The organism is Kocuria rosea (assembly GCF_023715525.1).
Taxonomy (GTDB): domain Bacteria; phylum Actinomycetota; class Actinomycetes; order Actinomycetales; family Micrococcaceae; genus Kocuria; species Kocuria rosea_A.
On record NZ_JAMBOG010000030.1, the window covers coordinates 21,239 to 32,857 of the forward strand.

General features: G+C 72.0%; 8 protein-coding genes and 1 pseudogene. 2 read left to right on the forward strand and 7 right to left on the reverse strand.

What is annotated here, in order from left to right:
• Nucleotides 1–10 precede the first annotated feature (10 nt).
• Nucleotides 11–982, forward strand: coding sequence for a selenide, water dikinase SelD (selD, locus tag M3185_RS15515; protein ID WP_374238530.1), 972 nt, complete (start codon nucleotides 11–13; stop codon nucleotides 980–982).
• Nucleotides 983–1,009: 27 nt separating this feature from the next.
• On the opposite strand, the gene nrfD is transcribed toward selD, so the two are convergent.
• From nrfD to M3185_RS15540, 6 genes are all read right to left on the reverse strand, one after another.
• Nucleotides 1,010–2,104 carry an NrfD/PsrC family molybdoenzyme membrane anchor subunit gene (nrfD, locus tag M3185_RS15520; protein ID WP_251334583.1) on the reverse strand — a complete coding sequence of 365 codons (1,095 nt, stop codon included), beginning with the start codon at nucleotides 2,102–2,104 and terminating at the stop codon, nucleotides 1,010–1,012.
• Nucleotides 2,101–3,099 (reverse strand): 4Fe-4S dicluster domain-containing protein, encoded by a 999-nt coding sequence (locus M3185_RS15525; protein WP_251334584.1) that lies wholly within the window; start codon nucleotides 3,097–3,099, stop codon nucleotides 2,101–2,103. The genes nrfD and M3185_RS15525 overlap by 4 nt, the downstream gene beginning before the upstream one ends.
• Nucleotides 3,100–6,423, reverse strand: a complete 3,324-nt coding sequence (gene fdh / locus M3185_RS15530; RefSeq protein ID WP_251334585.1) for a formate dehydrogenase — start codon at nucleotides 6,421–6,423, stop codon at nucleotides 3,100–3,102. It lies immediately after the preceding gene.
• 375 nt (nucleotides 6,424–6,798) lie between these two features.
• Entirely contained in the window at nucleotides 6,799–6,900 is a 102-nt protein-coding gene (locus M3185_RS17615; RefSeq protein WP_445298423.1) for an MFS transporter small subunit, read from the reverse strand.
• A gap of 1 nt (nucleotide 6,901) precedes the next feature.
• Nucleotides 6,902–8,296 (reverse strand): OFA family MFS transporter, encoded by a 1,395-nt coding sequence (locus tag M3185_RS15535; protein WP_251334586.1) that lies wholly within the window; start codon nucleotides 8,294–8,296, stop codon nucleotides 6,902–6,904.
• Between the two features lie 660 nt (nucleotides 8,297–8,956).
• Entirely contained in the window at nucleotides 8,957–9,304 is a 348-nt protein-coding gene (locus M3185_RS15540; protein ID WP_251334587.1) for a hypothetical protein, read from the reverse strand.
• Nucleotides 9,305–9,659: 355 nt separating this feature from the next.
• Here M3185_RS15540 and M3185_RS15545 point away from each other — a divergent pair, with 355 nt between their 5' ends.
• Nucleotides 9,660–10,112, forward strand: coding sequence for an anthrone oxygenase family protein (locus M3185_RS15545; RefSeq protein WP_251334588.1), 453 nt, complete (start codon nucleotides 9,660–9,662; stop codon nucleotides 10,110–10,112).
• Nucleotides 10,113–10,696: 584 nt separating this feature from the next.
• Here M3185_RS15545 and M3185_RS15550 read toward each other — a convergent pair.
• Nucleotides 10,697–10,868, reverse strand: a pseudogene (locus M3185_RS15550) (recombinase family protein); the annotation flags it as partial.
• Nucleotides 10,869–11,619: the final 751 nt, after the last annotated feature.

Sequence of the window (11,619 nt, forward strand, 5' to 3'; positions counted from 1 at the left end):
GGACGCGGCGGTGCGGTTGACCGGCTTCGCCCACGGTGGGGGATGTGCTTGCAAGATCCCGCCCGGGGAGCTGGAGGAGGCGGTCCGTGGCCTCACCGGGCAGTCGGGCGCCGGGGTGCTGGTGGGCCTGGACGACGGCGACGACGCCGCGGCCGTGCTGGTGCGCGAGGATTTGGCGGTGCTGTCCACCGCCGATTTCTTCACCCCGGTCGTCGACGACGCCTACGACTGGGGCCGGATCGCGGCCGCGAACGCGCTGTCGGACGTGTACGCCATGGGCGGGCGCCCGGTGATGGCGATCAACCTGGTGGGCTGGCCCCGGGAGGTGCTGCCGATGGAGCTACTGACGGAGGTGCTCCGCGGCGGTCTGGCGGTCGCCTCCGAGGCGGGGTGCCCGGTGATCGGGGGTCACTCCATCGACGACCCGGAACCGAAGTACGGCATGGCCGTGACCGGCGTGGCCGACCCGGGCCGGCTGCTGCGCAACGACGCCGCCGAGCCGGGGCTGCCACTGACGCTGACCAAGCCGATCGGCGTGGGCCTGCTCAACAACCGGCACAAGGCCACCGGTGAGGTGTTCCCCGAGGCGCTCGCCACGATGACCCGGCTCAACCGGGACGCCGCCGAGGCGGCCCTGGTGGCCGGGGCGCGGGCGGCCACCGACGTCACCGGCTTCGGCCTGCTCGGGCACCTGCACAAGATGTGCCGCGCCTCCGGGGTCGGCGCGGTCCTCGACCGGGGGGCCGTGCCCCTCGTCGAGGGCGCGGCGCAGGCGCTGCGGGACGGCTACGTCTCCGGCGGCACCCGCCGCAACCTCGACTGGGTGCGCCCGCACCTGGAGGCCGGAACCGGTGTCGCCGAGGAGGACCTGCTGCTGCTGGCCGACGCGCAGACCTCGGGCGGGCTGCTAGTGGTCGGTGAGCTGCCGGGATACCCCGTGGTCGGCCACACGGTCGCCGGGTCCGGCATCACCGTGCGCTGAGCGTCCGCCCGGAACGCCGCCGGGCGGTCAGCCGGCGGTGGTGATCGCGTCGTCGGTGATCCCGGCGGCCCGCCGGGCGGCGAGCCGCGCCTTCTGCGGCTCGATCGTGTACCGGGGGTCCTGGGCCGAGTGGATCCCGGCCTCCATCACCCCGAACCGGGTCAGCGCCGAGGAGGCCAGCAACGCCAGTCCCGACACCACGGCAAGGGCCCGGTGGCGCCCGCCCAGCAGCGTGCCGAGGCCACCGGCGAGCGCCAGCCGCTCGCTCCAGGCCAGCATGGCCCCGGCCTGGCCGTGGTGCAGCGGCTCGGCCGCCACCGGGTCCATCCGGTGCTCCATCACCTTCGTGGCGATCAGTTCCCCGGCCACGCCCAGCACGGCCAGCCGCCGGGCGGGGCCGGCTTCGCCGACCGGGGTCGTGACCATCGCCAGACCGCCCGAGGCGAGGCTGGCGGAGCTCACGAAGACGAACGCCAGGTCCTCGCGGGCGGCGTTCCACGTCGGGGTGGCGGTGTCGGAGAGCAGGGCCGCGGTGTAGGCGGCCAGGGGAGCGGCGAACACGGCGGCCTCGATCCCGGCCGGGCCCTCCACCGCGCGCAGCACCGGGCGCAGCGGACCCAGCGGCAGGCGCGCGCCGGTCAGCCGGTCGACCTCGGCCGCGGCCGCGGTCCCCATGCCGGCCCCGAACGCGCTGAGGATCCATGTGCCCATGCTCATCGGGGAGGTGACCTTGAACGTGCGCAGCATGTGCAGGAAGCGCTCCGGCCTCCCGAGGTCGGCCACCAGGGCGGCCCCGCCCAGGCCCAGGGCGGTCACCGACCCCAGCCGGGCGTTGCGGCGCAACGCGTTCCGGCCGGTGAGCTGAGCGCCGAGCGCCAGCAGCGCCGAGCCGCCGGCGACCCCGCCCAGGAACAGGTACGCGGCGACCTCGTGGCCCCAGGGCGCCGGTTTGACCACCGGGCGGCCGTAGTAGGAGGTGAACTCCGGTGCCGGCACCATCGGCATCTCGCGCGAGCCGTCTCCCCCGGCGCCCTGGCCGGCACCTCGGCGACGCGGACCGTCGCGGCGCCGACGGCGCGGCTGCTCGGGGGGACGGTAGCTGTCGAACTCGGACAGGCTCACGAGCGGGCCCCCGCGAAGGCCACCGCGGCGGCCGCGAGCATGCCCGCCGCGGCCAGCCCGGCCCGCCGGTACATCTGGGGCAGGTCCGCGGTGGGCACGCGAGGATCCGGCGGGAGCCCGTAGACCTCCGGCTCGTCCAGCAGCAGGAACACCGACCCGGTGCCCCCGACCCCGTCGAGCTCGTTGGCGCCGTAGAGCCGGGCCTCGGTGCGGCCCTGGGCGTGCAGCTCGGCCACCCGGTCCCGGGCCTGGGCGACCATCTCGTCGTGGTGACCGTACTTGATCGAGGTCGTGGGGCAGGTCTGCGCGCACGCCGGTGTCTGATCATCCACCATGCGGTCGTAGCACAGGGTGCACTTCTGGGCGATCCCCACGTTCGGCACCTCGGGGCGCGCCCCGGGCTGCTCGCCCCGCTTGGTGCGGGGCGCGGCGGTGCCGTCGGTGCGCCGCTCGATCACCCCGAACGGGCACCCGGCCACGCAGGTGCCACACCCGTTGCACACGTCGTCCTGGACCACCACCGTGCCGTGCTCGGTGCGGAACAGCGCCCCGGTGGGGCACACGTCCAGGCACCCGGCGTGCGTGCAGTGCTTGCACACGTCCGAGGACATCAACCAGCGGAACTCCGGGGTGTCCGGCGGGGTGGTGTCCTCCGGCGCCGTCTGCGGCCGCGCCTCGGGCGGGCCGACGCGCGGCATGCCCAGGCTCACCAGCTTGCGCCCGGACTGCCGGGCCTGTTCGATGCGCTCCGGGCCCTGCTCGATGAATGCCACGTGCCGCCAGGTGCTGGCCCCCAGGGAGCCGGTGTTGTCGTAGGAGGACTCCAGCAGCCGGAGGTCGCCGTCCTGGGGGTTCTGGTTCCACTCCTTGCAGGCCACCTCGCAGGCCTTGCACCCTATGCAGATCGAGGTGTCGGTGAAGAAACCCTTCCGCGCGTGCCGGTGCTCCCAGTGCGCGTCGGCGGTGGGGTCGGTCGGTCCGGCCAGCTGGCCCATTTAGGTCTCCCTCGTCGGGTCGGTGCTCGGGTCAGGAGTCGGTGCGGCGCCGGCTCGAGCGATCCTGGTGTTGCCGGTCTCCACGGTCGCGCCCGCGCGCGTCTGGTACTCCGCGACCAGCTCCTGCAGCTGCGGGCCCCGCGGGCGGCGGCCCGGACGGATGTGGCAGGAACCGACCTTGGAGTCCTGGATCTGCACGTTGGGCTCCAGCGTCAGGCCCAGCAGGTCGTTGGCGGAGTCACCGCTGACCACTGCGTCATCGCCCACACCCCAGTGGTACGGGAGCCCGATCTGGTGCACGGTCCGCCCCCCGACCACCAGCGGGGTCATCCGGTCGGTGACGAGCACCCGCACCTCGATCGCCGCCCGGGGCGAGACGATCGTGGCCCAGCCGTAGGGCTCCAGCCCGCACTCGGCGGCCAGCTCCGGGGAGACCTCGCAGAACATCTCCGGCTGCAGCTCCGACAGGTACGGCAACCACCGGCTCATGCCCCCGGCGGTGTGGTGCTCGGTGAGCCGGTAGGTGGTGAACACGTAGGGGTACACCTCTGCCCCGGCTTCCCCGGCCGAGGGGGCGCTGAGGTTGTCCTGGCGGGCCATCAGCACCCGGGAGGGACTGCGCTGCTGAGGGTACATGGCGTTGGCGACCGGGGACTCCTGCGGTTCGTAGTGGGTGGGCAGCGGACCGTCCACCACTCCCTTGGGCGCGTACAGCCATCCCTTGCCGTCGGCCTGCATGATGAACGGGTCGTCCCCGGCCAGGGCGGCCGCGCCCCCCGCGTCGGGGTCAGGGCGGGTGCCCGGGGCCAGGTGCAGCGGGAAGTCCGGCACGTCGTCGCCCACCCACTGCTCCTGCTCCTCGTCCCACCACACGAGCTTCTTGCGCTCGCTCCACGGCCTGCCCTGCGGGTCGGCCGAGGCGCGGTTGTAGAGCAGCCGGCGGTTGGCCGGCCACGCCCAGCCCCACTCCAGGGCGGCGGGGCCCTGCTCGCGGGCCGGGCGGCGGTCGGCGGAGTGGTTGACGCCCTCGGCGTAGACCCCGGTGTAGATCCAGCAGCCACCGGAGGTGGAGCCGTCGGCGCGCATCTCGGTGTACGAGGACAACGGCTTCCCGGCGTCCGGGCCGCTCAGGTGGCGGCCGTTGATTTCGGCCAGCACCGCCTCCGGGTCCGGCTCCCCGTGCTCGTCGACGGGGTAGTCCCACGTCAGGTCGAGCAGCGGCCGGTCGCGCTCGTCGGTGGAGCCGGCCAGGCGCTGCCGGATCCGCTGGCCGAGCTCGTGGAAGAACTGCAGTTCGCTCTGGGCCTGCCCCGGCGGGGCCACGGCCTGGTGGCGCCACTGCAGCAGCCGCTGGGTCTGGGTGAACGTGCCCGACTTCTCCACGTGCGTGGCCGCGGGCAGGAAGAACACCTCGGTCTCGATGTCCTCGGTGCGCAGCTCCCCGGAGGCGATCTCCGGGCCGTCCTTCCACCAGGTCGCCGACTCGATCAGGTTCAGGTCCCGCACCACCAGCCACTTCAGGTGGGACATGGCCAGGCGCTGCATCCGGCCGTTCGAGGAGCCCACCGCGGGGTTCTGCCCGAGCAGGAAGTACCCCTCGACCTTGTCGTCGAGCATGCTCGTGAGCGTCTGGAAGGTGCCGTGGGCGCCGGTGAGGCGCGGCAGGTAGTCGTAGGCCCAGTCGTTGTCCGCCGTGGCGGCGTCCCCCCACCACGCCTTGAGCAGGCTGACCGTGTAGGAGTCGGCCTCGGCCCAGTAGCCCTTCTGCTGCTTCGAGGCGATCGCCCCCAGGTAGTCCTCGAGGGTGTCGTGGGTGCCGGCGACGGGCATCGGGAGGTAACCGGGCAGCAGGTTGAACAGGGTCGGGATGTCGGTGGAGCCCTGGATGCTGGCGTGCCCGCGCAGGGCCATGATCCCCCCGCCGGGCCGGCCCATGTTGCCCAGCAGCAGCTGCAGGATCGAGGCGGTGCGGATGAACTGCGCCCCCAGGCTGTGCTGGGTCCAGCCGACCGCGTAGGCGAAGCACGTGGTCCGCTCCCGCCCGGAGTTCTCGGTGATCGACCCGGCCAGGTACGCGAAGTCCTCGGGGTCGATGCCGCATACCTCCTGGACCATCTCCGGGGTGTAGCGCCGGTAGTGCCGCTTGAGGATCTGGAACACCGTCCGAGGGTCCTGCAGAGTCTCGTCGCGCTGCATGCGCGCGTGCTCCATCGGCGCCCCACCGCTGCCGAGCTGGTGGCCGGCGGCCTCCGGCACGGAGGCCGCCCCGTGCTCCGGGTCGCCCTCGGGCCCGCTCACCCGGCCGCCCTCGCCCTCGGCGTACGCCCACGTGGACATGTCGTACTGACCGCTCTCGGGGTCGTATCCGGAGAACAGGCCGTCGAGGTCCTCGGCGTCGCGGTAGTCCTCGTTCACGAGCGTGGCCGCGTTGGTGTACGCCAGGACGTACTCCCGGAACCACAGGTCGTGGGTGAGCACGTGATTGATCAGCGCCCCGAGCAGGACGATGTCCGAGCCGGCCCGGATCGGGACGTGCTTGTCAGCGACGGCCGAGGTGCGGGTGAACCGCGGGTCGACGTGGATGATCCGGGCACCGCGTGCCTTGGCCTCGGTCACCCACTGGTAGCCCACGGGGTGGCACTCGGCCATGTTGGAGCCCTGGATGACGATGCAATCGGCGTTGGCCATGTCCTGCAAGGACTGCGTCGCGCCACCGCGACCGAAGGAGGCTCCCAGACCGGGAACCGTGGCGGAGTGTCAAATACGGGCCTGGTTCTCAATCTGGATCGCGCCCGCGGCGGTGAAGAGCTTCTTGATCAGATAGTTCTCTTCGTTGTCCAGCGTCGCCCCGCCCAGGGAGGCGATGCCCATCGTCCGGCGCAGCGCACGGCCCTGCTCATCGGCGTCCTGCCAGCCGTTGCGGCGGGCGGCGAGGAAACGGTCGGTCACCATCTCGACGGCGGTGTCCAGGTCCAGGCGCTGCCACTCCGTCGCCCGGGGCGCGCGGTAGAGCACCTCGGTCTGCCGCCCCGGCGCGTTGACCAGCTGCTCACTGGCCGAGCCCTTGGGGCACAGCCGGCCGCGGGAGATGGGCGAGTCCGGATCCCCCTCGATCTGGACGACCTTCTCGTCCTTGACGAACACCCGCTGGCCGCAGCCCACCGCGCAGTACGGGCACACGCTTTGCACCACGCGGTCCGCGGTGGTCGTGCGCGGGGCCTGCTCCCGCGTGCGCTCGGACGTCACCGCCGGCCCGCGGCCGAGGAGATCACCCGAGCGGAGCTGCCGGAGGACCGGCCACTCCAAAGGACTGAATCGTGCCATGGCAGGAGCTTAGCCCCTCCACCGGCTCAGTGTCAGGTCATCCGGGGCCGGCCACCTCCAGTGAGCAGACCAGGTCGTGGACCAGTGGACCGTCCTTGAACCATCTGCGCACGTGGCGGGGCGGGACCATGGGTTCAGGGCGAGCCATCCTGCGTCACCGCCGGCCCCGGCACCGGGCCGACGTCGCGTCCCCCGCCGGGCACAACCGGCGGATCCCGGTTCGTCCGCAGCGGCAACGACCGCTGCCATCCCTTCGTGCGGACCACGACCAGCACCGGGACCCTGACGAAAGCCGCCCGCCCCATCACCTCGGCGACGGCCCCAGGAGCACGCCCGCCGGCAGCCGGCAAGTCGTGCCTGCAGGCGTGCGCTAGGTCAGCTGAACAGCGCGGCGGCTTTCAGGAGGGTCTGGAAGATGCCATAGGCGAGGGGGACGCCCACCAGGACCCAGCCCAGAGCGAGTCGTGCACGGCTCATGTCAGTTCTCCTTCGCGAGGACCGGGGTGGCGGGCACGGTGCCGGCCGGCTCGTGGAAACGGGGGTGCACGGGGGTGACCAGGAGGTTGGCGACGAAACCGACCACCAACAGACCCACCATGGTCAGCAGCGCCGGCTGGTAGGCCTGGGCCGTCAACTCCCCCGGAGTCCCCTGGGCGTCGAGGAACGCGTTGACGATGAGCGGCCCGGCCACGCCCGCCGCGGACCACGCCGTGAGCAGACGGCCGTGGATGGCTCCGACTTGGTAGGTGCCGAAGAGGTCCCGCAGGTAGGCCGGCACGGTGGCGAAACCTCCGCCGTAGAAGGAGATGATCACGAAGGCCAGGGGCACGAACAGGATCGTGGAGACGGAGCCGAACAGCGCCAGCACGGTGTAGAGCAGGGCGCCGAGACCGAGGTAGATCAGGTAGATCCGCTTGCGCCCGACGACGTCCGAGGTGGTCGACCACACGAAACGCCCGCCCATGTTGCCGATGGACAGCAGACCCACGAACCCGCCCGCGGCGGCCGCGGTGACCAGCGAAGCGCCGTCCGCCTGGCGGAAGAAGTCCTGGATCATGGGCGCGGCCTGCTCGAGGATGCCGATCCCGGCGGTCACGTTGCAGAAGAGGACCACCCACACCAACCAGAACTGCTTGGTGCGGATCGCGTTGCGGGCGGAGACGTGGGCGGTGGTGACCAGGGCCTTCTTCTTCACCGTCGAGGGGTCGAAGCCGGCCGGCGCCCAACCGGGGGCGGGCACCTTGATGGTGAACGCGCCGAACATCATGTACGCGAAGTAGACGACCGCGAAGGTCAGGAACAGCTTGCCGACGGCGTCGCCGCCGGCCACCCAGCCCTCGGTCCCGGAGTTGGGGTCGTAGAAACCCAGCAGCGCCGAGGAGAGGGGACTGGCGATGAGCGCGCCGCCGCCGAAGCCCATGATCGCCATGCCGGTGGCCAGGCCGGGCCGGTCGGGGAACCACTTGATCAGGGTGGAGACCGGGGAGATGTAGCCGATGCCGAGCCCGATGCCCCCGATGAAGCCGTAGCCGACGTAGACCAGCCACAGCTGGCGGGTGAAGATCCCCAGCGCGGCGACGAGGAACCCCCCGGTCCAGAACAAGGCGGCGGTGAACATCGCCTTGCGCGGCCCGTTGGTGTCCACCCAGGTGCCGAAGACGGCGGCGGACAGCCCGAGCATCACGATCGCGATGGAGAAGATCACTCCGATCTGCGTCAGGCTCGCGTCGAAGTGCTGGACGAGCGCGGTCTTGTAGACGCTGGTCGCGTAGGCCTGCCCGATGCACAGGTGCACCGCCAGGGCTGCCGGCGGGATCAGCCAGCGGTTGAATCCAGGAGGCGCCACCGTGTGCGCCCGGTCGAGCCATCCCATGGTTGAGCTCCCTCATCAGGGGTCGTACGGCCCCCTGCGGCGGGGATCACGACCTTGGTCACCGGACGATCATGCCTCAGACGCACACTATCGTGAACCGCCTCACATCGGGCACCTCTGCAACGCTCTGTTCCCATAGAGAGGCAGGCGGGCTGCCGACGGGTGCTGGCGACGGTCGCCCCCGGGCCCGCACATGGCGCGGGCGTTGAGCCGGGTGGTGGCCCAGGGCCGTGCCGGCCTTGGTCTCGACCGGGTCGGAGAAGGACTGCCCGGCCACAGGCGCCCTGGTCGTGGCTCCGCCACCACCCCTGCAGCGGGTGCGCCCCAGCCTCCAAGGCCACCGCTGCCTCGTCGAACTGCGGAGGCGACACACGGGCTCCGCCCACGTCGTGGGCGACGTCGAGCTCACCGTCGTCGCCCCTGCGCGCGGCGTCCGAACGAGCTTCAGCGGCTGCACCAGGTCAAGCACGAGGCCGAGCACGAGGTTGATGTGGAGCCCATGGGCGGTGGTAGGACCTCCCCGAGGACATCACCCTCACCACGGGCCCCTCCGAGTCGCCGCGAACGGTCGCCACCACAACATGGACACCATGGCCGTGGGCTCCTGCCCTGAAGGCGGTCGATGTTCGACGCCCGACCTTCCCGGCAAGCCGACGATGATCAGCGGCGCATACCCGGCCTGTCCCACCCACGCCCGGCCACCGGTTCCGTGGCGAGCTCGAGATACTCCACCGAACTGGCCGAGATCAGGACCCCGGGACGGTGACCGTCGACCTCGCACCGCACCAGCACGACCATTCCCAGCTCGGATGGCTCGTAGGGGGCGCACAGCACGGTCTCACCGGCACGCAGATTCAGCCCCGCGCGGTCAGCGCGCACCCGGCACCGGGACAGTCGTGAGACGTCCACCGAGGGCGTGACGTCGCAGGCGATGCCCACCCCGATGCCCTCGGCGACGGGCGCAGGAGCAGCGGCGGATGGCGTGGACAGGGTTTCGAGGACGTTCATGGGCGGGGCCTCCAGGTCGTCAAGCGCACCGAAATCTGCAGCACGTGCAGGCATCGGACGGGGTGGTCGACGACGCTGTCCAGCTCCAGCCTAGTGACCGGCGCCATAGGCCGGCAGCGGGTTGTCGAAACCTTCACCCCGTGTTCATGTTCCCCTGGCCCGAGACGTCACGGCCCTGGAGCGGTCCGTCCCCTTCTGGTCCCGGGCAACTTCGCGGGGAATGTTGGAAGTTCGGCGGTTGTTCGTCCGGGCATGGTCTACCGGCTGTCTCCGGTGCTCAGCCTGGGAGCTATGAAGGTTCCCTGGAGTGCGCCCCACCCAGTGGCCGAGTGCACGGTCCGGCTCGGGATCCGACGTGGCTGAGGTGCTGGTGCCGATGGCCGGGCTCGGCTCGGCGCTGGTGGCCGGTTTCTACGTCGCTTTCTCGGCGGTGGTGATGCCGGCCCTCGAGCGCCGTCCGGCCGCCGAAGCCGTCTCCACGATGGTGGCGATCAACGAGGCCGCGGTACGGCTCCCGTTCATGGCGCTGTTCTTCGGTTCCGCCGCCGCCAGTGCGGCCACAGTGGTCGCCGCACCGATCGAGGACGACCCGGCCGTGGTGCTACGGGTGGCCGGGGCGGTGGCGTCCTTGGCGGGGTGGGTGCTGACGATGGCGGTCAACGTGCCGCTCAACACCGGCTTGGCCCGCCATCCGCCCACCGCCCGGGCAGCGGCGTGGGCTGGCTACACCCGGGCCTGGACCAGGGCCAACCATCTGCGGGCGGCGTCGTCGACCATCGGCGCCGCTCTCCTGCTGACACCGGTCTGACGCCCCCGGCACCGGGCTCCGCTGCGTCACCCCCTCCGGCGGCCTTGCCCGATGGGCGCGGGTCCTCGACCGGTGCTCCCCCACCACGGCCGGAACGAGCTGTGGGACCACCTGTCCGTCGCGTGGGGCACCACCATGGGGCGGTCACCCCTGAGGGTGCTGCACCGGGCGTCCGTTGGGGGCTGGCTTTGCGCCGCCGTCGCCTCCAGGGGCGCTCGTGGGTGGCGTTGCCGGTTTCGTCGTTCGGCGATGCATCCCGTCGACGGCCGAAAGAAGTGCCAGTGATGAAGTGACCGCCACGATCAGCAGGCGGGCGGGTCCCCCCCCAACATGGTGTCCTGGGCCATCGCCGTGTAGGACAGCGGCCCGTCCCGGTCGGGGGTGCGGCCGTGGGCGCGCTGGTCGGGGGTGAGCCCCCGTTACCGGCCGGACAGCTCCTCGGCCAGCGGGCCGGGGGCCCGGAAGTCCGCGCCCCCGGTGCACCGGTCCGGGCACCGGCTGGTCGCCGCCTCCGGAAGCCCTGACGGAGATGGCGAGGAACCCGAGAACCTCGCCCTGCCGGCCGGCCCCCGCCCGTGGGACATGCCCAGGTCCTCGCCGGCAGCCCGGCGTGTGGCCACCGGGTCGGCAATGCCTTCTCGTGTGGTCTCCCGTTCCCTCTGCGCCAGGGCAGCCATGACTGTGAACACCATCGACCCCACGGGGGGGGGTGGCCTCGTCTCCCCCGCCCAGGACCAGCACCCGTACCCCGGCACCACCGATCAGCCCGAGCAGCCCCCATCACGTGCGTGGGTCAGTCCAGGAAGCTCCTCGCCGGTGGCGGAGCCCATCTCCCACGTGCAGGCAATGCAGGGACCGCCCAGCAGGTGGTGCCCCGCGCACACCACTCGATCACGGAGGGCCGGCGGCAGCCTCAGCGCGTGGCCACGCAACGCCTCGATCTCCGACGCACCGAGGTCGCCAAGGTCGCCGAGGTCACCGCCGAGCCGCAACCTCCACCACCACAGGTCCAGGACCCCGCACCGGCTTCTCGGAGGCCCGCACGGCTCGGGCGCGCCTGCGCCCGGGCGACCGTCCCGTCATCCATCCGCCCCTGCTCGCCCGATGATGGCCTCGGTGCAGACCCAGCCACCCACCAGGCACTGCGGACCGTCCGCGTCGGTCCGGACCGGACGGTGCACCGGCCCTCGGCCGAGAGGACCCACGGACCAGCTCCCACGGCGGCTCCGTGGTAGTGAAACGGGGCCGGGGTGGACGGGCCCGGATGGGCATCTCCGGTGTCGGCTTCTGTGCCGACGACAGCGCAGGCGTGCTCAGGGCGGCATGTGGGGCGAGCGGCGGCACGGCCCCCGGTCGGCTGGTCGAGCGGGGGCACCGTGCCTAGACGGTATGTAGTGACCGCCCGGGTTCGCTGGGGGTTGCGGGCCGGGGCCTCACTCACACAGATTCGTGGGTTACCGAGCAGGGGCCGCCTGCTCGGCCTATCCGACATGTGTGGGAGGCCCCG

Excerpts from the sequence above, each read along its gene's own strand:
- M3185_RS15535 (WP_251334586.1), bottom strand. The coding sequence starts at position 8,296 with ATGGGATGGCTCGACCGGGCGCACACGGTGGCGCCTCCTGGATTCAAC.
- M3185_RS15525 (WP_251334584.1), bottom strand. The coding sequence starts at position 3,099 with ATGGGCCAGCTGGCCGGACCGACCGACCCCACCGCCGACGCGCACTGG.
- M3185_RS17615 (WP_445298423.1), bottom strand. The coding sequence starts at position 6,900 with ATGAGCCGTGCACGACTCGCTCTGGGCTGGGTCCTGGTGGGCGTCCCC.
- M3185_RS15540 (WP_251334587.1), bottom strand. The coding sequence starts at position 9,304 with ATGAACGTCCTCGAAACCCTGTCCACGCCATCCGCCGCTGCTCCTGCG.